Raw genomic sequence first — 21889 nt, forward strand, 5'->3', positions numbered from 1 at the left:
AAGTATTCATTCTTCTCGTTGAAAGAGGGAGGTCTTTTTTATGAAAACAGCACGGATTATATATAATCCCACTGCAGGCAGGGAAGCTTTTAGAAAAGAGCTGCCACTCGTGTTAGAACGACTTGAACTTGCGGGATATGAAACATCAGCACATGCTACACGAGGCGAAGGCGATGCGACTGAAGCAGCCCGAATTGCCGTGGCGAGAAAGCATGATGTCGTCATTGTCGCTGGTGGAGACGGAACAATAAATGAAGTTGTACAAGGAATAGCGGAAGCAGAGTATCGACCAAAACTTGGGGTAATTCCTGCTGGAACAACGAATGATTTTGCTCGTGCTTTATCTATTCCTCGTGATATAAAAAAAGCGGTTGATATTATATTAAATAATCAGGCAAAAGCACTTGATATTGGAAAAGTGAATGAGCATTATTTTATTAATATAGCCGGCGGTGGAGGACTAACTGAGCTCACATACGATGTACCTATAAAGCTGAAATCTGCTATTGGACAGTTAGCTTATTACATTAAGGGAATAGAAATGCTTCCTTCATTAAAACCAGTATCGACCATTATTGAATATGATGACCGGGTTTTTGAAGGAGATATTATGTTGTTTTTAGTTGCCAACACGAATTCAGTCGGTGGATTTGAAAAGCTTGCCCCTGATGCATTGATTGACGACGGATATTTTGATCTTTTAATATTAAAGAAAACAAATCTGGCGGAATTTCTACGCATTGCTACTGCTGGACTTCGCGGGGTACATATAGAAGATGACAATATCATTTATACTCAAGCTAAACGAATAAAAATAACACCAAAAGACAAAATGCTATTGAATGTAGATGGAGAATATGGCGGGGAATTACCAGGTGAAATAGTGAATCTCCACCAACATATTGAATTTTTTGTCAGCAACGAATTCATTGAAAGAGAAGCAAGGATAAAAGGCCAATTGGCATTAGAAGAAACGAAACAAAGCGAACCTAGCTAATTGTTTCGTTTTTTTTATTATAAAATGAATTTCCAACTCTCTGAAGTAAGATAAGGGAAAGATGGATAATCCGAGGCAGAAGTTGAGCAATCGAAGAAAAAGTAGAGCGACTTAGCGTCGAAGTTGAGCGATTTAGGGCAGAAGTTGCGCGATCGAGTTAAAAGTTGAGCAACTTAGGGTAGAAGTTGCGCGATCGAGTTAAAAGTTGAGCAACTTAGGGCAGAAGTTGCGCGATCGAGTTAAAAGTTGAGCAACTTAGGGCAGAAGTTGCGCGATCGAGTTAAAAGTTGAGCGATTTAGGGCAGAAGTTGCGCGATCGAGTTAAAAGTAGAGCAACTTAGGGCAGAAGTAGAGCGATCGAAGTAAGAGTTGAGCAACTTAGGTCAGAAGTTGAGCAATCGAGAGAAAAATAGAGTAATCCGTTACAGAGTTTGAGCCGCCCAATGACCAAATTTTGAAGTCGATGTTCCTCTTTTTTGAATAGTAAATATTCACTTCTTTAAAGGTACACCCCTCATTTTAAGATTTTTATGATAAAATAGACGTAAATTATCCTGGTTGAAATTCTAGTAAAGTGGTGATTATCGTGCCTGATTTCATTGATCTACATAAAGCAAAAAAATTATTGGAAATAAATAAAATGTTAACAAAATCACTTAAAATTGAAGAAATATTAAAAAGCGTTATTCAGGCAGCTACAGAATTAATTGAAGTGTCTGGAGTATTTATTATTTATTTGTATGATGAGAAAACAAACACATTAAGGTTTGCAGAAGGTCAAGGAGTTGATAAGGATCATTTTAAAAATGTTGCCTTTACTCCAGGTGAGTCCATTTCTGGGAAAGTATTTCAAGATAAAAAGTCTAAACTATTTACATCAGAACAAGAAATTGATCAATATATGAGAAATATGTCTCCAAGAAATTATGAACATTATTATAAAGGGGTAAATAAACGGAAGATAAAAAGTGCTTTCGTTGTTCCGATCCTGAATAAAGATCGATGCCATGGTATTGTTGTTGTAGATAATTTTAATGAAAATGGTGTTTTCACAAAAGAAGATATGCAAGTAATTGAAATTGTTGCCGATCAAAGTGCTATAGCAATTGATAATTCAAATGTATATCAACATTTAAAAGAAAAGAATGAGCTTTTGCAACAATCCATATCTATTCACAATCAATTTTATCAACAAATCATTGAAGGAAGAGGAATTGTGAATGTCATTACATTGCTTGAAAAAATTATCTCTTCACCTGTAATATTCGAAGGGGAGCTAACAGAGGAACAGAGTGATCATGTTTTCCCTATTGTGCGGGGTAATGAAGTCCTTGGTCTGTTAAAAATAGAAAGACCATTTGCCGACTTTTCACATATGAATCAGATTGCTATCGAACAGGCAAGTTTATCGATTGCACTTGAATTGATTAAAAATAATGCGATTTTTGAAAAAGAAATCCACTTAAGAGAAGAAGTTTTTAATCAATTAATTGAAGGAATTTCTGGTAAAGATTTATACCATGCATTGCAGTATATAAAATGGGATGAAAATTGGAATGTACAATGTGTGATTATGGAAGGAAAAGACACTCCACTATGGCAGTCCGATAAATTGATAGACAAGGAACGTTTTGTCCACACAATAGAAAGGATCACAAAATCGATAGGATTTGATTGTCTCATATTTACTAGAGCATTCCAGTTAATTGTTATTATTCCAAAACTGAGAAAAAGCGGCTTGAATGAATTAATCCGTCAAGTGAAACAGCAATGGAATAGAACAGAAATTATCTATGGAATCGGTAGAGAAACGTCAATAGAGGATTTGTCCATTTCTTATCATGAAGCAGTAAGATCGATAGGCTATGCAAAACTTCACCAAATGGAAATGGTAGAATACTCCATGCTAGGTATCGAACGCCTTTTATATGAAGTAGATGAAGATGTTCTCGAAATGTTTATGTATGATAAATTGGCTAATTTAAACACATTAGATAACAGTTTTATTGAAACATTAGAGTATTTTATTAAAATGAATAAAAATCATAAACAGACAGCAGCAGTTCTGCATATACACCCAAATACATTGTATTATCGTTTACGTAAAATAGAAGAAGTATTAGAAACGGATTTTGATAACGAAAAAGATTGGATCGACTTAGTTATCGCCTTTCGTTTATATGTGGCAAGCAACAAAAAGGAAAGCTAATCTTCGTTGCTTGCCCTATTTATTTTCCTTATTCTTCGTTTTAACATTAAGTTAAGACATCAATTCAAGGAGGTAACTTGATAATGAGTAAGACATACTATAATTATATAAATGGAGAATGGGTTGCATCGAAAACGAATGAAACATATGCAAGCATTAATCCGGCTAATACGGAAGAAATATTAGGGTATTTTCAACAATCAAATAAAGAAGATGTAGAGTTAGCTATTCAATCAGCTGAAAACGCTTTCTATGAATGGTCACACACAGCTGCTCCAACAAGAGGCGATGTGATCTTTAAACTGATTGGACTTTTGGAAAAAAATCAAGAAGAATTGGCTACTATTATAACGAAAGAAGTCGGAAAGTCGTTTAGAGAAGCAAATGGAGAAGTTCGTAAAACGATTGAAGCAATGAAACAGTTTAGTGGAGAAGCAACGAGACTTACTGGAGAAACGATCCCTTCGCATGACAACGATATCTTCGGATATACAATTCGCGAACCACTCGGAGTAGTTGGTGTTATTGCACCATATAATTTTCCGCTCGGTATTGGAATTTGGAAGATTGCTCCAGCTATCATTGCAGGGAATACAGTCATTTTCAAACCAGCAAGCAACACTTCTTTAATCAGCGTAAAAATTATTGAACTATTTGAAGAAGCTGGTGTTCCGGCAGGTGTTATTAATATGGTAACAGGTCCGGGAGGAGTAATCGGGGATGTCATTGGAAATCATCCAAAAATTAAAGCCGTATCTTTTACCGGCTCAACAGATGTTGGTTTAGCGTTAGGAAAAGCCGTAACATCACGCGGAGCAAAAATGCAGGCAGAAATGGGAGGAAAAAACCCATCTATCATTTTAGAAGATGCTGATCTGGATGAGACAGTAGAAAATCTAGTAATTAGCGGATTTTTAGATAATGGACAGCGTTGCACAGGAACAAGCCGAGTCATTGTTCTGAAGTCCATTGAGAAAGAATTAACGGAAAAGTTAGTAGAGCGAGCGAAAAAATTAGTAATAGCCGACGGATTTACTGAAAATGTAGATAATGGTCCAGTTATTGATGAAGGCCAATTAAATACCTATCTGCACTATGTAAATTCTGCAATAGAAGAAGGCGCCACATTAGAATACGGTGGAAAAAGATTGACAGAGAATGGGTTGGATAAAGGCTATTTTGTGTTACCGACTATTTTCAGTAATGTTTCTTCTGAAATGACGATTTATAAAGAGGAAATTTTTGGACCGGTAATTGGAATTACAGCAGTAGACTCTTACGAAGAAGCAATGCAACTTGCAAATGATAATGAATTTGGTCTATCTTCTACAATTTATACGAACGACTTAAATAAAGCGTTTGATTTTATACGTGAAATCGAATCTGGAGTAACTCATGTCAATATTCCTTCGAATTATTTTGAAAACCAATATCCATTCGGAGGAAAGAAAGCATCGAGTATCGGTCCACGTGAACAAGGTTCAACAGCCTTAGATTTCTGGACAGATTATAAAACGGTATATATTAAACCTTAATAGTTTTTAAAATAGGGTGTCCATAATAAATAATGTAGGAGTGTTTCTACACTGTTATGGACAACCCATTTTATATCTTTGTCAACTCAGAAAGGAAGTATGCTCAACTATGAAAAACATCGGTGTAGTTGGCTGTGGTTTAATGGGTTTTGGAATCGCATCCACACTTTTAAAGAAAAATTATCATGTTTCTGTTTTCGATATTAACGACGAGGCGGTAAATAATTTAGTTAAAATAGGTGCAAAACGGGCAGAAAGTGTCAGAACATTAGCAAAAGATGTCGAAGTTATGATATTATCATTGCCATCACCATCTCTTATAAATCACTTAATGACAGATAAGGAACAAGGTGCTTTTCATGTGATGAAGAAAGGCTCTTTTATTTTAGACATGAGTACAAATGATGTTGAAATGACAAGAAAATTAAATGAAAGCGCCAAAACCTATGGAATAGAATATTTCGACTGTCCTTTAAGTGGCGGTCCAGATGGAGCAAATGAAGGAACGCTGACCATTATGGTTGGTGGAAATGAAAAGGCATTTCATAACGTATTACCTGTTCTTGAAGCAGTTGGTTCAAACATTACTTATATTGGAGAAAGCGGCGCAGGGCAAATTGTTAAGTTATGTCATAATATGGTTGTTGGCGGAATTATTTCTTTATTAAGTGAAACGCTTGAAGTGGGGGAAAAAGCAGGGGTTCCAAAAGAGAAAATTGCCTCTGTATTTCAGAAAGGCTCTGCCCAAACAAAAGTGATGGACGTGTTTGGATCAAATATCGTAGCAGATACATGTGAAAATGTAAAGTTTTCCTTAGGTAATATGATGAAAGATATGAATTTATATAGAAATCTTGCCGAGTCACAAAAAGTACCTGCAATTTCCAGCCAATCAGCTTATCAATTATTTCAAATTGCAAGTTATAACGGAAAAAGACAGAAAGATTCTTCAGCAGTATATGAGATAGTGAAAGCATTGGGAGAGGGGGAATTAAAAAACTAATTTAATTGCTTGTAAACAGTTAGATAATAAGGGGGATAAAAAATGAGCGAAAATTCAAATTCAATTATTGGTCTTTGGAAAGACTGGCGTTTACATGTTTTAGTATTTATAACCGTTATTATTACAGAAGCTATTGGACAATTTAGTATTCCAGTAGGACCTGGTGTCATTCTTTTATTACCAATGTTGTATGCACTAATCATCGGTCTTATTTTATATTTCACACCATTAGTAAAAGAAAAACAGTCTAAAAATGCCGAGCCAATTATTGTACTAGGAGTAGCATTACTTCTAGCTAAAATTGGTGTCATCATTGGTCCATCTTTACCAGAAGTTATTGCAGCAGGACCAGCATTGTTATTACAGGAACTTGGAAATTTAGGTACCATTTTATTAGCACTTCCAGTAGCTATTTGGCTTGGGATGAAGCGAGAAGCTGTTGGTATGACCCATTCCATCGGACGAGAACCGAACGTAGGGTTAATTATGGATAAGTTTGGAATCAACTCACCAGAAGGTCGCGGTGTCATGACAATGTACATCTTTGGTACCGTATTTGGAGCAGTCTTTTTAGGTCTAATCTCTGGATTTCTTGCAACAATCACTCCACTTCATCCACTTTCTTTTGCAATGGCATCAGGAGTAGGCAGTGGTAGCATGATGGCCGCAGCAAGTGGTTCATTAATCGCAGCATTTCCTGATTTAGAAACTTCTATCGTTGCATTTGCCGGAGCTAGTAACTTATTGTCCTTATCAACTGGATTATGGGTTAGTATCTTCATAGGTTTACCTTTAACAGAAAAAATCTATGCGGTTATGACAAAAAGAAGAGAGTCTAAATCATAAGGGGGTATTTACAATGTTATTAAAAAATATACAAGAATGGACGTTGTTATTAGTTATTTTTGGATTTACTGCCCTCTTAGGAAATTGGGCGGGGTACGAGATTTTACCTTTAGCAGCAATTCCGGGAATGATTGTACTTATCCTAGTTTGTTTAGCAGGTTTCATTTTAAGAGAACTTATCCCAATCAACTTTCCGAGTATTGCTTATATTTCTATAATTGGAGTTCTCGTATCGATGCCATGGATGCCAGGATCAGAGAAAGTTGTAGAGTGGACAAATGAAGTTCAATTGCTCGCGCTTGCCACTCCAATTTTGGCTTATGCAGGAATTTCAATAGGTCGTTCATGGACAGATTTTGTGAAATTAGGTTGGCGATCTATTGTTGTAGCAAGTTTAGTTATGATAGGAACATTTCTTGGCTCAGCCATTATCGCGGAAATAATTTTACGAATTCAAGGTATTATATAATTATACGTTTGATTAATAACTCCTTTCGTTGGTGAAAGCTAACGAGGGGAGTATTTTATTGGATGTATCCAATTCTCAATTTCGCCGTAATCGAAAGGCGTCCCGCCGATAACACGATAATCGCCGTTATAAATTGTCAACCGCCGATAAATCTATTTATTCCGTCGATAAAATTGCTCTCCCGCCGATATGTGTAGTCCATCCGCTGTAATTGAAAGAGGCATCACCGATAACACGGTATTCGCCGTTATAAACTGTTAACCGCCGATAAATCTATTTGCTCCGCCGATAAAATTGCTCCCGCGCCGATATGTGTATTCCATTCGCCGTAATCGAAAGGCACATCGCCGATAACACGGTATTCGCCGTTATAAATTGTTAACCGCCGATAAATTTATTTGCTCCGCCGTTAAAATTGCTCCCCCGCCGATATGTATATTCCATTCGCCGTAATCGAAAGGCACATCGCCGATAACACGGTATTCGCCGTTATAAATTGTCAACCGCCGATAAATCTATTTGCTCCGCCGATAAAATTGCTCCCGCGCCGATATGTGTATTCCATTCGCCGTAATCGAAAGGCACATCGCCGATAACACGGTATTCGCCGTTATAAATTGTTTACCGCCGATAGATCTATTTGCTCCGCCGTTAAAATTGCTCCCCCGCCGATATATGTAATCCATCCGCCGATAACACGATAATCGCCGTTATAATTTGTCTACCGCCGATAAATTTATTTGCTCCGCCGTTAAAATTCTTCCCCGCCGATATGTGTAGTCCATCCGCCGTAATCGACAGGCGTCCCGCCGATAACATAATAGTCGCTGTTATAACCGTCGTCAAACTCCTCCCATCCTTTTGATAAATAATTTAGCCTCATTTTTTCTTACTTTCAAAGTTGAACGCAAGTTATGGTAAGATAAGGATAGTTAAAGAAAATTAAATACATACTATAATAGAATTTTACATAAAGGAAGATTACCATCATGGCAAAACAGAATGCTCCAGTAAAAAAGAATGAAACTATTACATTAACATTTGAAGATTTAACACATGAAGGAAATGGTGTTGGAAAAATAGCAGGGTATCCAATTTTTGTTCCGAACGGTCTACCAGGTGAAGAAGCAGATGTAAAAGTAATTAAAGTAAATAAAAGATTCGGATACGGAAAACTGCTCAACATTAAGAAAGCTAGCCCAGAGCGGGTAACACCGCCATGCGATGTTTACTATAAATGCGGAGGTTGCCAACTGCAGCATATGAGTTATGACATGCAGCTTGAGATGAAACGAAATCAAGTAAAAAACGTCATGCAAAAAGTGGCACATCTAGAATCTGTACCTGTCCATCCTGTTCTAGGAATGGAAGATCCATGGCGTTACCGGAATAAAATCCAGATTCCTGTTGGAGAAAAAGATGGAGAGCTTATTACAGGTTTTTATCAGCAACGGAGTCACAGAATTATTGATGATATGGATACGTGCGTGATCCAGAACGAACTAGGGGATCGGATGGTGGAAGCGGTTAGACGAATCGCAACAGATCTGGGTATCGAAGCATACGATGAAAACACTCATCGTGGAGTCTTACGTCATATTATCGTCCGTACGGCATTTGGTACGAATGATACAATGATTATTCTCGTCACACGCACGGAAAAATTGCCTCACCAAACAGAACTCATCAAGCAATTGACTGAGACGTACCCGGCTAGTAAATCAATTATCCAGAACGTTAATAAAGAAAAAACAAACGTCATTATGGGAAAGAAATCCCGGACAATTTATGGCGAAGACTATATTTACGATGCTATTGGTGACTTGAAATTTAAGATTTCACCTAGGTCGTTTTATCAAGTCAATCCTACACAGACGAAAGTGTTATATAATAAAGCATTGGAATATGCAAGTGTTGGACCAAATGATGTAGTGATCGATGCATATTGCGGAATAGGGACGATTTCATTATTTTTAGCACAAAAAGCTCAAAAAGTATATGGGGTCGAGATTGTTCCCGAAGCAATTGATGATGCGAAAATAAATGCAAAACTTAACGGAATAACGAATGCTGAATTTGTAGTTGGTGAAGCCGAAAAAGTGATGCCATGGTGGACTGCACAAGGGTTAAGACCTGACGTAATCGTTGTCGATCCACCACGAAAAGGGTGTGACGAGGCTTTGCTACAGGCGATGATAGATATGGCACCAAAACGAATTGTATATGTATCATGTAATCCATCAACTTTAGCACGCGATTTACGAATCTTGGAAGATGGTGGGTTCAAAACACAAGAAGTGCAACCAGTAGATATGTTTAGTCAGACGAATCATGTGGAGTGTGTATCGTTGCTACAAAGAGAAACTATATAGAAATTCTTAGTTTTAAACACTTTCACAAGCATTTCGTGTTTGTAGGAGAAGGTGAAAAAACGAGAAATAAAGTACTGAAAAACCACATCACTGTTTCGGTGGTAAATTGATCTGGGGTGTGGGAATACAATCTGAGGTGGAGTTTATGTCTGATTTTGAAAATGGTGGTGCATTTGCTATAAAAGGATTACTCTAGACTTTTTTGATTCTATACTTTCATCAACCTCTTATTCTGTTTTTTGGAAAAAGAAGATTAAACAAGAGCAATTAAAAATAATCCATGCATATATCACTGAGAAAGAAATTGCAAAACGAGAATTAAGCAACATTGATGTTCTCAGTACGACAGAAGAAGAATTAATTAATATAGCAATGGAAAAATGTAATTGTGATGTAACATTTAATACATTAGGTGAATTTACTAAAAAAGCGATTATCATTGAAGTATTAGCAGAAATGAGTGAGAAAGTATGATTATAGAAAGAATAATTATATTAGATTATGAAAATAAAGTAGCAAATGAAAATAAAGTAGCAAATGAATTTGAATTTTCAAAAGGGCCTAATATTATTACAAGTGATGGAACTACTGTAGGGAAATCAAGTTTAACGAAATCGCTTTACTATGCATTAGGGTTTGAAATTAAACAGTTCCCGCATGGTTGGGATGTTAAGACAATGAGATTTCGGATAGATATATTAATTAATGGATTATCCTATTCTATTATTAGAAATAATTCCTTATTTTACGTTTCAGACAATGAGGGAGTATTAAATCTTAAGGAGTTTTCAGAATGGCTTCAAGAAAAATTATCCTTAAATATGAAATTGAAGTTACGAGGAGCAAGTACTAAAGAATTATCAAGTGTTTATTCTACAGAAATTTTAGCTCCATTTTATCTAGATCAGGATAAATCCTGGAATGGATATATATTTAAAAACTCATCTGATTCATTAGGTAGATATTCGAACATTCCAAGTGATTTATTGGAGTATGTATTAGGAATATCTAATGAAAAAATATTAGAAAAAGAGAATGAGAAAAGTATAAAGCGAAAACTAATTAAAGATAATGAGTCGAAAATTGAGGTACTAAATACATTACAAGAAGAGTATGCCGATAAAACGGAAATGTTAGATTCTGCACCATTTGATATAAAAGAATTAGAAGTAGCATTTAGAAGTAATCTTAATAGATTAAGTAATATTACTAATGAAATCTCTACAAGGAAGAGGAAACTATTTACTAATAAGTCAGAAAAGGATTTAATATACCAAGACAATATTGAGCTGAAGAAGGTAATGGCTATTCATAAAGTTAACTAAACCAATCCTAAAAAAAGAGAATTACAAGAAACTATTTAGTTTAGTTGATAATGTATAATTCAACGTTATAATCTAATTCAAAGGTTAATTCCCATCAATCATCTATTAATCTTTATTATTTAAATTGTCAATTAGGTGGAATCTTTAGGGGATTGTCATTGAAATAATACAATTTTGTATTCTTATTTACTTATGGTATTGTTTTCCATTGCATCATTCCAATATTGTGTACAACTGTGGTTAATCAAGTTAAATTAGAATATGAGCGTGAAGGCGATAAATTTTTATTTGTTTCATTGGAAGAAGAAAACCAAATGATGTTAGAAGAAATCAATGGTTATTGGGATACTGAAGAGTTGAAATACCCATTTGGTCGAGGAATCAATTTTCTAATAGACATTAAAAATATACAACCTGTTATTGACCGTTTGAGAAAGCAAAAACATCCACTATTTAGAGAGCCATCTGTTAGCAAATATAAAAGTAATTACACTACATTCATTCAAAAGGAATTTCTTGTTCAAGATCCTGATGGATATTTACTTAGATTCTCGCAAGAAATGGAAGATTAATATAAGAATTTATTCCAGAAACGGACGCAATTCACTGATAAGAGGTCACTACGCACATATTTAACATAGGGATCATATCGTTAATTATTTGACATAAGTGATGATGAAGAAAAGTTTAAGGAGGAAGGAATATATCAATGGAAAAAAACGATTTGAAGAGGTTTACAAACAAGGAAAACTTAAAATTGTAAAAGTTATTCGCGATAATGAGACGGGTGTTTTATAAATGTTACACCAAGAAGATATGGTGCAGGTTTGACTGTAATGGTTGACCAAAATGGCAAACCATTAGTTGATGAAGGATTTTTAAAGTAATATGTAGTTTTAAGATACGTTCGATAATCATTTGCTATTGTAACAGTTGAGCCGCCCTTCAAACGGAAGGATTGTGGAATAAAAAAAGTCAGAATCATCAAGAAATTAAAGCCTCGACTATACAACTGAAGGAGTGTTTCATCAATGAGTAAACTTGGAAAAATTGTGATTCTAAATGGTACCCCGAGATCAGGTAAGTCTAGCATTGCAATTACAATTCAAAATACATTTGAAGGATTGTGGATGAATCTAGGGGTTGATCATTTTATGAAAATGACTCCCGAAAATTATCAGCCTGGAATTGGATTGCGACCTGGGGGTGAACGGCCTGATCTTGAACCCATAATTATACAAATCTATAAAGCAATGTATGAATCAATTGCTGCACATAGCCGTATCGGGATAAATGTTGTGGTGGATGTCGGACATCATGACAGGTATTCCGTCCCCCGAAAGATTCTCCCTAATTGTGCGCGTATACTAAAGAAGTATCCGGTTGTGTTTGTAGGTGTACATTGTCCAATCGAGGAAATCATGAAACGGCGCAAGGATACTTGGGGAACAGGTTACGCTAAGAATGGGGCAATTCCGGAACCAGTCAAACGATGGCAACATTACGTTCATATACCAGGAATCTATGACCTGGAGGTCGATACTTCAATAATGAGTTCTGATGAATGTGCTCATCTTATTCACCAAAAACTTAAGGACCTACCATCCCAAACAGCTTTCCAATTAATTGGGGGTATAGAATAGAAAAATAAATAGTCCTATTACGTTAAGACACGGATTAGATTCTACACCTTAATTTAAAGAAACGAGACAGATTTTTTTATTAAAATTCTACCTTAGTGGGAGGAGAGTTATGTTCTATTCAACGTTTAGAGTTCGGATTTACGCCTTCCTATTAGATTAACTGGTTATTGTTATATACGGTGTTTTTGTGGTTGGCACTATTTCGTATGCATATCGCCCATATTTTCAATCCTTATTTTCCAGTTCCCCAGCAGTAGCAGAATTGACAGGATTTTTTATGATGACATTGCCAGTATCGCTCTACTTTATTCTCTGCGAGTGTACGAAAAGGCAAGGTACTTTAGGCAAAAGAAAAATGGGAGTCTGTGTTGTTGATAATTCTGGTCAACGTATTGGAATTGGTCGCTCTGTTGTTCGAACGGCTGTTAAGTTTCTTCCTTGGGAACTCGCTCATTTTGGTATATGGCAATTAATGCTTCCATCAAGCATTTCAGATATTACAATTTATATCATATTGAGTACCGTTAATTTTGCAATATTAGTATATCTAATCTTCCCTTTCACAAATAAAAAAAGGAAAAATGTTTATGATGGGATAGCGGGAACAGAGATTGTTCACTGTCATAAGTAGCCGTATTATTTGAAAAGAAGTGGTTCTGCCAATAGACGTAGTAGTGGAATAATACTGGACTTGAAGATGTACGGACGGAAACAATTTGCGGATTAAGGAAACCACTTTATTCCGAAGGGTGATTGAAGGACTTGTTGAACGACATGAAAGAATCTCTGTATGAGTATTATTAAAATCAGTTGTTAAGAAAAGGGCCATTTTGAGGAAGCCATTTTATTGAAGAGGCAAAATCATATTACAAGGAAGGGGCACATCCATGACTTATAGATATCCAGAAATAGAAGAGGTGATTTCGTATATTCAAAAGAATATTGACGAACCGCTTTCTCTTTCTCAACTGGCGAACAAAGTCTCCTATAGTCCATATCACTTTACACGTATATTTAAAGAAAAAACAGGTCTCTCTCCACTTTATTATGTATCCGCTATGCGATTACAAAAGGCAAAGGATTTGTTATTAAATACGAACCTAACAGTTCGCGATATCGGAATGGAAATTGGACAACAAAGTTTGGGAACCTTTACGACTAGATTTACCCAAAAGGTTGGTGTGACTCCTTCTCAATTTCGAAAGTCGAATATGCAAGTGGACGACCTCCTGCTTTCATTACAAAAACTGAACGATTGGCGTGAACAATATCCCACTCTAAATCAATATGCCAGAATAGAAGGAACCGTCCGAGCAACACTTCCCCTTAAGGGATTTGTTCTAATTGGCTTATTCTCCAAACCAATTCCGGAGGGATTTCCCTTGTATGGAACATTGCTTTCTTCTTTGGGAGACTTTTGTTTTACAAACGTCATACCCGGCACTTATTACCTAATGGCTACCTCGATTTCTTGGGAGATGGAATTTATGGATGTTCTCCTCCCACAAACAACCTTAAGGACTCGATCGAAAAAACCAATAGTCGTCAAATCCCATTCCGCCGTTCCGTACCAAGAAGTTACGCTTTACTCACCACGAATAGACGATCCTCCTATCTTGGTTTCCATTCCCTTGTTGATGAATCATTTCCTAAATCGAATTCATCAACATTAGCAATCCATGAGAACTTTTATGAAGTTCTACGTGATAGGATAAAGAAGAAACATTAAAGCAATTGCTTACGAAAGGAGAAATAGTGATGTCAGAAAAGAAAATCGCATTACCTATGTTTTTCTCATATTTTGAATGGGCCTTCGACGACAAGGGGCCGTTAGCCGAAAAAGGGGAAGACACTTATTTAGAAGAATCGTTAAAATCTGATGGTAGTAAATTATCAGCGGTTGAGGTTGATAAGGATTACTTTTTCAATGGTCCGGAAGGTAAGGTTGGCTTGCTTGATCTGTTCGATGGCCGGAAACAGCTAATTGTTGGTCACTTTATGTTTGACCCAAGTTGGGATAAGGGTTGTCCAGATTGCTCGGCGGTTGCCGACCAAATCTCAGACACCTCTCTGAGATATTTGCATGAGCAGAACACCTCTTTCGCCTATGTCTCTCGTGCTCCACTGGCGAAAATTGAGAAGTACAAGCATTCAAAGGGCTGGAGTTTCCCGTGGTACTCCTCGTATGACAGTGACTATAACTATGATTTTAAGGCAACAACTGATGAAGGCGAGATGCCTGGAGGAAGCGTTTTCCGGCGTAAAGAGAACAGTATCTTTCAAATCAATCATGCTGAGACATCGACAAACTAAATTCCTGGTTGAAATCCATTAAAAAAATCAGTTTTTTTTGCACAACAAGTTCAATCTATGCAAACAAGAGAGCTCAAAAAAAGATGAAGTGACAGGACTATTAATCGTGAATGTGTTTTAAGGGAAATAGTTATTAGGTTGAACGTCACCGAAAAGAAGGGATTTGAGCCACATTCTGTATTGTATTATTTAGGCGTTGAGCTAAATAACGAGGGCTTTGATTTCTATGATGAAGTTCTAAAAAGATATCGTGAATGCAGACTCCTATGGAATATATCTTGGCACCTATATATACAAAGAGAAACTACATCCGAGGAGATCAGTGAACCAATTTGAACGATATCTAAAAGGTAATTGCTTAGAATAGTAATTATATAATGCATATTTACCTATCGGTGGGAGCAAAGGTTAAAGCAGCATGACCACTAATCAAAATAAAACAAAGGAAGAAGGAAAAATCGTGAAAACAATCCAATCAAAAGATGGCACAACATTAGCCTATGATGTCTTCGGCAATGGACCTCCCCTTTTATTTATAACGGGGGCCACCTGTTTTCGCTCGTTTGAACCAGTTTTGCATGATGCAAAAGTATTTGCGGAGCAATTTACCGTCTACAATTACGATCGTCGCGGACGTGGTGATAGTGGTAACGTGCTACCGTACAAAATTGAACGTGAACTAGAAGACATTGAAGCCATGATCGATGTAGCTGGGGTAGCAGTAAATATTTATGGCCATTCTTCGGGTGCTATACTTGGTCTTGAAGCTGCAATGCATCTGGGCGACAAAGTAAATAAGCTGGTCATGTATGATGCACCTTATGCAAATGATGAAGCAAACCAAAATGAATTCAAAGAGCTAAGTCAAGGATTATATGAGTTGCTTGAAAGCGGTAAGGATGAAGAAGCGATAGTCTCTTTTTTAAGTGGTATTGACATTCCTCAAGAGGTGATTACCGTATTTCAGCAATCACCCCAATGGGCGACTATGGTAGCACTCGCACCTACACTTGCCTATGACACTATCCTTGCCAACGATTTACCACCCATTAAAAGGGTTTCTCATCTTACAACACCTACCAAAATTATTGTTGGAGAAAAGAGCCCTGCTCCCATTCATCAGGTCGCGAACCAGTTGAATGGTGCAATTCCAAACGCAGAGTACAGTATGCTCGCGGGACAAGACCACATGCCAAACCCCAAAGTGTTGATGTCGGTGCTTTCAAGTTTTCTAAAATAGTAGCTTGTCAGCAGTATTTTATGGGATTTATTTCGGGGATTCGGAATATATAGTGGAACTACCTATTCAACATTTAAGAATATGTAAAGTGCAAATTGGACTATTTGGTGGTATGTTAGGTCAAACAATACTAAAATTAAGTTCGATATTCGAATGCATCAAGATTTAATCCTAAACTATTGTCAGTGCGGAAATATTTGATAAAGCACAGGAAATCAGGATGAGAAGAAATCACGGGCGAAATACAGTAGAAAATAATGGTGAGAAGCGAGAGAAGTATAGTCGTAAATATGCGTTTAGCTGTATGGTTGATTGTGGTTACTGTGAAAGTACATTAACAAGACGCAGATGGCATAGTTCAACGAAATATAGCAAAACGATTTGGCAGTGCGTTACAAGTACAAAGAAGGGAAAAAAGTTCTGTCCAGACAGTAAAGGAATACCCGAAGAAGCCATTGAAAAAGCCTTTCTAGAAAGTTATCGAATTATGTGTAATAATAACAAAGACGTATTGGAAGAATTTTTGCAACGAATGGAAGAAACATTGAGTTCCAATAAGATTCATAAAGAAATAACTAAAATGGAAAAAGAAATTCAAGGATTAGAAAACAAAAAGAATAAATTAGTGGATATGAGACTGGAGAATATTATCGATAAAGATACGTATGAAGATAAATATAATTCACTGATGCAAGAGATTAATGAGAAGGTTCAAACAAGAGAAAAGTCCTTATCAAATTTGGAAAAAGAAAAGAATATTAAAAAACGCTTATTAGCTTTCAAGAAAGTATTGGAACAAAATGAAGTGATTGATACGTTTGATCGGCATGTATTTGAAAGTGTCGTTGAGAAAGTAATTGTAGGTGGAATAGATGAAGAAGGAAACAAAGATCCCGCCATGATTACGTTTGTATATAAAACAGGTTTAAGTAATAGTCTTGATGGTGAAAAATTTAAGCCTGCTAGAAGAAATGCGAAAAAAGATAACACAAGAAAATCTAACGAATTGTGTTCACATACAGTCGACGAGGACAATAAATTGTGTTCACATAGTAGTGACGACACATATTGAGAGTGTTGCGTGGCTACAAAGAGAAACTTAACAGAAATCCTTAGTTTTAAACACAAGCATGCACACTTTGTACCAAATCGTGAATATGGACGTAAGAAAGTGATGAAAAACCATATTGAAGTTTCTGTAGGAATTTAACTGATATAATACAATGCAGATCCGCGTATTTCACTGCGGATCTGCACATAGATGAAGCGTATTTTTACCATTAGCTGCCTGCTGCTTTTAGTTTCTTTTCATGAATGATGAAATTGATAAAATCAATGATCAGCCTTGCTGCAATTTGCGAAGTGACCCCGGAAGGATCGTATAAAGGGTTCACTTCGACCAAGTCAAAGCCAATAACATCACCTTTCTTCGCTACCGCTTCGAGAATATCGCTTACTTCCTCGTAATAAAATCCACCAGGGGAAGGAGAACCAGCACCTGGTGCAATCGAAGCATCTAGTCCATCAATATCGAGTGTTACATAATATTTTTCGCCGTCTGGCATATTTGCCAATGCCTGCTCAATGCCTATTTTACGTACTTGTCTAGGTGATAAAATGGTGCTGCCATATTCCCGCGCCTCGGCGAAATCCTCTTCCTGACTGCTGCCGACGCCGCGAATGCCAAGCTGGGCCATTTGATTGATATGTCCCATCTCAGACATTCTCCGCATCGGACTGCTTAGCGTAAAGCGTTGACCAGATGCATCTTTTAACCAGTCTAGGTGGGCATCAATCTGGACGACATTCACTTTTTCGTGTTTTTCCAAGGCAAAAGCTACTGGTGATGTAATGGAATGATCTCCTCCTAATACAACTGGGATCGTCCCTTTGTCAACAATAGTACGAATAAATTCTTCGGTGTTCTCATGACTTTGCTCTACATCCCCATTAATAATAGATACATCGCCACAATCGACAATTTTATAGCCGCTGTTATCATAAGTAATACCTTTTTCATGATCATACCCAGCTCCAAAAGCATATAAAGACGATTGCTCACGAATGGAACGAGGCCCCATTCTTGCACCAGACCGCCAGGCTGTAGTCATATCATTTGGCACACCTACAATGGCAAAGTCAGCATCTAGATTATCTAGGTCTTTGCATATTGGATATTTTCTGAAGGAAGTGATGCCTGTAAAAGGCATATCTAGTTTTACTCTGTTGTAATCTGATTTTCTTGCATATTTACTCATTTTAAAATCTCCTTTAGTATTTTACAAATAACTTTCGTTCATTCAAACTGCATGCATTTTAGATGGAACCTTTATTAATGAATTGACGATAAACCATGCCAATCATTAAGATTAAACCAATATAACCTACAATTGGATATACAAAGTCAATGATAGCGGCAAATGGAAGCAGTCCGCCAAAGAAACCGATAATCGTTAAAATAATGGTGATTAGTCTGTATTTATTGGCATTGCCTTTAGAAAATTGAGTAGCAACTGTCCATAGCATACCAACTGCTGTTGTATAGATAGCGATAAGTAAAATTATCGAGAAACAGAACGCTAAAAATGGACTAATTTGGCTTGCTAAAAATAGAGTAGGAATATCTATTTCGTGTAGGGCATCAATATTTGTCAACATGCCAATGTAAATGACAAAAACTCCAACCAACATAATAAATCCACCAATGATTCCTCCGAGAACGACATTCTTTCTTCGGGTTTCATCTTTTCCTAAATTGGCTAGAAATGGCAAAGCCACCAATAAAACAAAAGAGGAATAAACGAAACCGGCTTGCCACCAATGATTGGTTGCTTTTCCTAAGCCTAAGTCATGTACGAGCTGACCAGCATTTCCAAAGCTAGAAACATCAAAATTACCTGTTCCTACGATGATAGCAAATACAACGATAACGGGACCTGCAATCCCAAGAATTTTAATGATTGTTTCCAATCGTAATAATGCAGTAATTAATACTAGAATAGCCATTAAAGCTCGTCCAGGTAAAATGCCGACATTAAAATGTTCCGAAACAGTTGCTCCAGCTCCAGAAATCATGACGACAAATACAATCAGCATAAAAAACTGAGAAAACCAATAGAAAAATGTTCCGATATATTTTCCAGTGAAATAGACAAATACATCTTTGGAGTCAACTGCCTTTAAGCGCATCCCGACATCCATTGCAAAGGCGCCAAACCACATATGAAGTACAGCTGCTATGATAATTGCTCCTATTCCATAATAGCCAAACGAAACAAAAAATTGCAATATCTCCTGTCCTGTTGCTGTTCCAGCCCCAAGAATATAAGAAACAAAGGCTCCTGCTAAAATGAAAATTCTGACTATATTGTTCATTTTTGCTCCTTTCTAAAAAAATAATAAATATAAATAATTAAGTATATATAATATTATTATAATTTAGTATAATATTATATATATTAATGAATGTGATAAAGAATAATTATTACCAAAATGAATTAATTTTACTATTTCTTTTTACAAAGTGAAGAAAGGTGTTGGGAATGGATCATATTGATATAAAAATGCTGCGTATTTTGCAAGAAGATGGTCGTATTACGATAAGTGAGTTATCTCAGAAGCTGGCTCTGAGTAGACCAAGCGTGACGGAGAGATTGTACAGGCTGCAAGAAAAAGGAATTATTGAGAAGTTTTCAGCAATGGTTTCCCCAGAAGCAGTTGGAAGGAACTTATCAGTTATGATTGAATTAAATGAATTAAAGCAGTCGCCTGTAGAGGTTGAAAAGGTGCTGGAAAAGGAACCCGGCATTTTGGAGTGCCATCGTGCGACAGGTCATGTACATTATTATGTTAAAGCTGCATTTAGAGGGATGGATGATTTGCAGGTACTAGTTGAAAATTTGCTTCCTTATTGCAATACACGAACCTCTATTTTACTTAAAACACCTATAAAAAAAGATGTCATTTTGCCGATGGAGGAATCTTAATAGCAGGGTATGGGGAATGGGTGATACATTTAGGGATAGCTTTAGCATGGTATTAATTAAATAGATTTCTAGTTCATATATCTGGTGTATAAATGCGGGGGCTAGGCCTTGAGGGGTAAGGAATGGGTGGAGTTGGGGAAATACTAATTAGAGGTAAAAAAGAGAAACAAGCTTAAAGCATTTCCTAAGCTCTCCTTCCAATTAACGATTCAAGGGAGAATTAATATAGAGTATAGAATTGATAAGAAAGAAGCCTTTAGGATTGTCGGTGTAAAGAAGAGAGTTCCTATTCAATTTGAAGGAGAAAATCAAGAAATTGTGAGGTTAGTTAATAGCATTACACCTGAACAATGGGAAGAGCTAGCCAGTTATGCAAATATGGAACCAAATCAAGTAGTGAGTGTATTTATAATTTTGATGATGGACGTACGGAGGAAAAAGGGAGTCTCGACCATATGATTGGTTGCTTAACGACAAAAAACACAGGCTTTGATAAGTTTGATGTAGTAGAAGTCCCTTCTCTAACATGGGCGATATTTTCATCTAAAGGAGTATTTCCAAAAGTCATGCAAGAGACCTGGGGAAAAATATTTTCAGAGAGCAAGCACGGAATCTTTATCGAATTTTTATTAGCGATCACTACCAAAAGTTTGGTAAATAGATAGGAAACCAGCTCGTGGAAACTCAAATTAAAATAAGGGTTTTAACAGAGGTTTCCACAAGCCTATCTTCATTGAGGTGAATTTTCACTTACTTTTTCCAATTTAGACATTATCCAAAGATAAATGGCGATTCCACCGAAACTTATTATCATACTTAGAATTAGTTGTGTTTCATGTTGTAGTGATGTTAGGTTTAGGAAATAATCTGGTAATGTTAACAATGCTGTTATAATGATTAGAATCCATGTCTTAGCCCAAAGAGAAACACCAATTATAAATAGTAACGTAATTCCGCCAACAATTAAACTTCCTGTATTGTTAAAATGAACGGTAGGGGTGTGAATCACTTTATCAAGAAAGTTTAAACCTAAAAATAGCATCAATGGAAGCAACCCAATACTGAAAATCAAAACGCCTTTTTTTAAGATTGATTCATTGTTGAAATATATTTATATCCTTTAAAAACAGCTACAATAAATAGTAAAGCGATTAAAATATTTCCGCCGATTTCCAAGAGAGAATATGAAAGATTTCCTGCCAATAAATCAGAGAAAATTTTAAAAGTAAATGATCCAAAAATGATGAGACAGATGTATTTAAACCATGAGCGATAATCAATGGTCATTTCATTAGAAAGCATCTCCATATATTCTTTCGGTGAATTGCCAATTATTTTTTCAATTGGTTTCCCATTTTTCTCGGCTTCAGCTAAATGGATTTGTAATTCATTAACAATCTCATTAATTTCATCTTCATGTTTACCACTAGAAAATAGGTAGATTCGTAAGTTTTCTAAGAAGTTTTGACTCTTTTTAGAAAGCTGTAATTCACTATTCATCCTGATTACCTCCATTTGAATTTGATTCATATTGTAAGACTCCATTAACATTGTTCTGCAAACTCTCCCAACGCTCTATAAAATTTCTCAATTCCAAATCACCCTTTGGCGTTAGTGAGTAGTATTTTCTTCTTGGTCCCGCTGTAGATTTTTTTAATGTAGATGTAACTAATTCTTCCTTTTGCATTCGCATTAACAATGGATAAATTGTGCCCTCACTAAATGACTTAAACCCGTAACTTTCAAGTTTTTCTGCTAGTTCATAACCGTATACTTCTTTATTTTTGATTATTGCCAGCAAACAGCCATCAATTATACCCTTAAGCATTTGTGTAGTTGATGACAAATTTCTTCCTCCTTTTTCACAGTAACTTGCAATGCAAGGGTTATAGATATAAAAAGTCTTGCATTACATGGTATATAAGAAGTATAACTTCATTAGTCTTGTAAT

Annotated in this window: 27 protein-coding genes; 20 read left to right on the top strand and 7 right to left on the bottom strand. The window is 36.3% G+C overall.

What is annotated here, in order from left to right; translation table 11 throughout:
* The first annotated feature begins 40 nt into the window (after positions 1-40).
* The 6 genes from SPD48_RS11085 (at position 41) to SPD48_RS11110 (ending at position 7059) form a co-directional block, all read left to right on the top strand.
* Complete coding sequence (locus SPD48_RS11085; protein WP_336258174.1) at positions 41-997, top strand: diacylglycerol kinase; 957 nt, start codon at positions 41-43, stop codon at positions 995-997.
* A 586-nt stretch (positions 998-1583) separates the two neighbouring features.
* Complete coding sequence (locus tag SPD48_RS11090) at positions 1584-3206, top strand: helix-turn-helix domain-containing protein (RefSeq protein WP_336258175.1); 1623 nt, start codon at positions 1584-1586, stop codon at positions 3204-3206.
* A gap of 83 nt (positions 3207-3289) precedes the next feature.
* Positions 3290-4741, top strand: a complete 1452-nt coding sequence (locus SPD48_RS11095) for an aldehyde dehydrogenase family protein (RefSeq protein WP_336258176.1) — start codon at positions 3290-3292, stop codon at positions 4739-4741.
* A 109-nt stretch (positions 4742-4850) separates the two neighbouring features.
* Entirely contained in the window at positions 4851-5744 is an 894-nt protein-coding gene (locus SPD48_RS11100) for an NAD(P)-dependent oxidoreductase (RefSeq protein ID WP_336258177.1), read from the top strand.
* Between the two features lie 42 nt (positions 5745-5786).
* Entirely contained in the window at positions 5787-6590 is an 804-nt protein-coding gene (locus SPD48_RS11105; RefSeq protein WP_336258178.1) for a DUF3100 domain-containing protein, read from the top strand.
* Between the two features lie 13 nt (positions 6591-6603).
* Entirely contained in the window at positions 6604-7059 is a 456-nt protein-coding gene (locus SPD48_RS11110; protein ID WP_336258179.1) for a hypothetical protein, read from the top strand.
* 368 nt (positions 7060-7427) lie between these two features.
* On the opposite strand, the gene SPD48_RS11115 is transcribed toward SPD48_RS11110, so the two are convergent.
* The gene (locus tag SPD48_RS11115; protein WP_336258180.1) at positions 7428-7562 is read right to left on the bottom strand and encodes a hypothetical protein; all 135 of its coding nucleotides are present in this window, start codon (positions 7560-7562) and stop codon (positions 7428-7430) included.
* 148 nt (positions 7563-7710) lie between these two features.
* Complete coding sequence (locus tag SPD48_RS11120; protein WP_336258181.1) at positions 7711-7905, bottom strand: hypothetical protein; 195 nt, start codon at positions 7903-7905, stop codon at positions 7711-7713.
* A 143-nt stretch (positions 7906-8048) separates the two neighbouring features.
* Here SPD48_RS11120 and rlmD point away from each other — a divergent pair, with 143 nt between their 5' ends.
* From rlmD to SPD48_RS11175, 11 genes are all read left to right on the top strand, one after another.
* A complete protein-coding gene (gene rlmD / locus SPD48_RS11125; protein WP_336258182.1) occupies positions 8049-9431 on the top strand; it encodes a 23S rRNA (uracil(1939)-C(5))-methyltransferase RlmD in 1383 nt (460 codons plus the stop codon).
* Between the two features lie 470 nt (positions 9432-9901).
* Positions 9902-10756: a hypothetical protein gene (locus tag SPD48_RS11130; RefSeq protein WP_336258183.1), complete on the top strand. Its 855-nt coding sequence runs from the start codon at positions 9902-9904 to the stop codon at positions 10754-10756.
* Between the two features lie 236 nt (positions 10757-10992).
* Positions 10993-11328, top strand: coding sequence for a VOC family protein (locus SPD48_RS11135; RefSeq protein ID WP_336258184.1), 336 nt, complete (start codon positions 10993-10995; stop codon positions 11326-11328).
* A 103-nt stretch (positions 11329-11431) separates the two neighbouring features.
* Positions 11432-11554, top strand: coding sequence for a DUF6440 family protein (locus SPD48_RS11140; RefSeq protein ID WP_336258185.1), 123 nt, complete (start codon positions 11432-11434; stop codon positions 11552-11554).
* 38 nt (positions 11555-11592) lie between these two features.
* On the top strand, positions 11593-11643 hold the full coding sequence (locus SPD48_RS11145; RefSeq protein ID WP_336258369.1) for a hypothetical protein: 51 nt from the start codon (positions 11593-11595) through the stop codon (positions 11641-11643).
* A gap of 144 nt (positions 11644-11787) precedes the next feature.
* On the top strand, positions 11788-12399 hold the full coding sequence (locus tag SPD48_RS11150; RefSeq protein WP_336258186.1) for a chloramphenicol phosphotransferase CPT family protein: 612 nt from the start codon (positions 11788-11790) through the stop codon (positions 12397-12399).
* Between the two features lie 172 nt (positions 12400-12571).
* Positions 12572-13030, top strand: a complete 459-nt coding sequence (locus tag SPD48_RS11155) for an RDD family protein (protein ID WP_336258370.1) — start codon at positions 12572-12574, stop codon at positions 13028-13030.
* A gap of 256 nt (positions 13031-13286) precedes the next feature.
* Positions 13287-14072 carry an AraC family transcriptional regulator gene (locus tag SPD48_RS11160; RefSeq protein ID WP_336258187.1) on the top strand — a complete coding sequence of 262 codons (786 nt, stop codon included), beginning with the start codon at positions 13287-13289 and terminating at the stop codon, positions 14070-14072.
* An 85-nt stretch (positions 14073-14157) separates the two neighbouring features.
* Positions 14158-14712 (top strand): DUF899 family protein, encoded by a 555-nt coding sequence (locus tag SPD48_RS11165; RefSeq protein WP_336258188.1) that lies wholly within the window; start codon positions 14158-14160, stop codon positions 14710-14712.
* 418 nt (positions 14713-15130) lie between these two features.
* Positions 15131-15952 (top strand): alpha/beta fold hydrolase, encoded by an 822-nt coding sequence (locus tag SPD48_RS11170; RefSeq protein ID WP_336258189.1) that lies wholly within the window; start codon positions 15131-15133, stop codon positions 15950-15952.
* A gap of 220 nt (positions 15953-16172) precedes the next feature.
* On the top strand, positions 16173-17024 hold the full coding sequence (locus SPD48_RS11175; protein WP_336258190.1) for a recombinase zinc beta ribbon domain-containing protein: 852 nt from the start codon (positions 16173-16175) through the stop codon (positions 17022-17024).
* Between the two features lie 208 nt (positions 17025-17232).
* On the opposite strand, the gene speB is transcribed toward SPD48_RS11175, so the two are convergent.
* Complete coding sequence (gene speB / locus SPD48_RS11180; RefSeq protein ID WP_336258191.1) at positions 17233-18210, bottom strand: agmatinase; 978 nt, start codon at positions 18208-18210, stop codon at positions 17233-17235.
* A gap of 58 nt (positions 18211-18268) precedes the next feature.
* Positions 18269-19327, bottom strand: a complete 1059-nt coding sequence (locus SPD48_RS11185; RefSeq protein ID WP_336258192.1) for a YkvI family membrane protein — start codon at positions 19325-19327, stop codon at positions 18269-18271.
* 167 nt (positions 19328-19494) lie between these two features.
* Here SPD48_RS11185 and SPD48_RS11190 point away from each other — a divergent pair, with 167 nt between their 5' ends.
* The 3 genes from SPD48_RS11190 (at position 19495) to SPD48_RS11200 (ending at position 20603) form a co-directional block, all read left to right on the top strand.
* Positions 19495-19938, top strand: coding sequence for an Lrp/AsnC family transcriptional regulator (locus SPD48_RS11190; RefSeq protein ID WP_336258193.1), 444 nt, complete (start codon positions 19495-19497; stop codon positions 19936-19938).
* Positions 19939-20256: 318 nt separating this feature from the next.
* Positions 20257-20397 carry a hypothetical protein gene (locus tag SPD48_RS11195; protein ID WP_336258377.1) on the top strand — a complete coding sequence of 47 codons (141 nt, stop codon included), beginning with the start codon at positions 20257-20259 and terminating at the stop codon, positions 20395-20397.
* Complete coding sequence (locus SPD48_RS11200; RefSeq protein WP_336258371.1) at positions 20343-20603, top strand: GyrI-like domain-containing protein; 261 nt, start codon at positions 20343-20345, stop codon at positions 20601-20603. The genes SPD48_RS11195 and SPD48_RS11200 overlap by 55 nt, the downstream gene beginning before the upstream one ends.
* 65 nt (positions 20604-20668) lie before the next feature.
* Here SPD48_RS11200 and SPD48_RS11205 read toward each other — a convergent pair whose 3' ends face one another.
* From SPD48_RS11205 to SPD48_RS11215, 3 genes are read right to left on the bottom strand one after another with little or no spacing between them, the layout of a single operon-like run.
* Positions 20669-20980, bottom strand: coding sequence for an HAAS domain-containing protein (locus tag SPD48_RS11205; protein WP_442962151.1), 312 nt, complete (start codon positions 20978-20980; stop codon positions 20669-20671).
* A 41-nt stretch (positions 20981-21021) separates the two neighbouring features.
* Positions 21022-21438 (bottom strand): DUF1129 family protein, encoded by a 417-nt coding sequence (locus SPD48_RS11210; RefSeq protein ID WP_336258195.1) that lies wholly within the window; start codon positions 21436-21438, stop codon positions 21022-21024.
* Positions 21431-21784: a PadR family transcriptional regulator gene (locus SPD48_RS11215; RefSeq protein ID WP_336258196.1), complete on the bottom strand. Its 354-nt coding sequence runs from the start codon at positions 21782-21784 to the stop codon at positions 21431-21433. The genes SPD48_RS11210 and SPD48_RS11215 overlap by 8 nt, the downstream gene beginning before the upstream one ends.
* Positions 21785-21889 lie beyond the last annotated feature (105 nt).

Origin of the sequence: Pseudogracilibacillus sp. SE30717A (genome assembly GCF_037071985.1) — a bacterium.
In the GTDB taxonomy this organism is placed as follows: domain Bacteria; phylum Bacillota; class Bacilli; order Bacillales; family Amphibacillaceae; genus Pseudogracilibacillus.

Coding starts and splice junctions, on each gene's coding strand:
- SPD48_RS11165 (WP_336258188.1), top strand. CDS start 14,158: ATGTCAGAAAAGAAAATCGCATTACCTATGTTTTTCTCATATTTTGAA.
- rlmD (WP_336258182.1), top strand. CDS start 8,049: ATGGCAAAACAGAATGCTCCAGTAAAAAAGAATGAAACTATTACATTA.
- SPD48_RS11150 (WP_336258186.1), top strand. CDS start 11,788: ATGAGTAAACTTGGAAAAATTGTGATTCTAAATGGTACCCCGAGATCA.
- SPD48_RS11160 (WP_336258187.1), top strand. CDS start 13,287: ATGACTTATAGATATCCAGAAATAGAAGAGGTGATTTCGTATATTCAA.
- SPD48_RS11140 (WP_336258185.1), top strand. CDS start 11,432: ATGAAGAAAAGTTTAAGGAGGAAGGAATATATCAATGGAAAAAAACGA.
- SPD48_RS11095 (WP_336258176.1), top strand. CDS start 3,290: ATGAGTAAGACATACTATAATTATATAAATGGAGAATGGGTTGCATCG.
- SPD48_RS11205 (WP_442962151.1), bottom strand. CDS start 20,980: ATGCTATTTTTAGGTTTAAACTTTCTTGATAAAGTGATTCACACCCCT.
- SPD48_RS11190 (WP_336258193.1), top strand. CDS start 19,495: ATGGATCATATTGATATAAAAATGCTGCGTATTTTGCAAGAAGATGGT.
- speB (WP_336258191.1), bottom strand. CDS start 18,210: ATGAGTAAATATGCAAGAAAATCAGATTACAACAGAGTAAAACTAGAT.
- SPD48_RS11175 (WP_336258190.1), top strand. CDS start 16,173: ATGAGAAGAAATCACGGGCGAAATACAGTAGAAAATAATGGTGAGAAG.
- SPD48_RS11130 (WP_336258183.1), top strand. CDS start 9,902: ATGATTATAGAAAGAATAATTATATTAGATTATGAAAATAAAGTAGCA.
- SPD48_RS11105 (WP_336258178.1), top strand. CDS start 5,787: ATGAGCGAAAATTCAAATTCAATTATTGGTCTTTGGAAAGACTGGCGT.
- SPD48_RS11170 (WP_336258189.1), top strand. CDS start 15,131: ATGACCACTAATCAAAATAAAACAAAGGAAGAAGGAAAAATCGTGAAA.
- SPD48_RS11085 (WP_336258174.1), top strand. CDS start 41: ATGAAAACAGCACGGATTATATATAATCCCACTGCAGGCAGGGAAGCT.
- SPD48_RS11210 (WP_336258195.1), bottom strand. CDS start 21,438: ATGAATAGTGAATTACAGCTTTCTAAAAAGAGTCAAAACTTCTTAGAA.
- SPD48_RS11185 (WP_336258192.1), bottom strand. CDS start 19,327: ATGAACAATATAGTCAGAATTTTCATTTTAGCAGGAGCCTTTGTTTCT.
- SPD48_RS11100 (WP_336258177.1), top strand. CDS start 4,851: ATGAAAAACATCGGTGTAGTTGGCTGTGGTTTAATGGGTTTTGGAATC.
- SPD48_RS11110 (WP_336258179.1), top strand. CDS start 6,604: ATGTTATTAAAAAATATACAAGAATGGACGTTGTTATTAGTTATTTTT.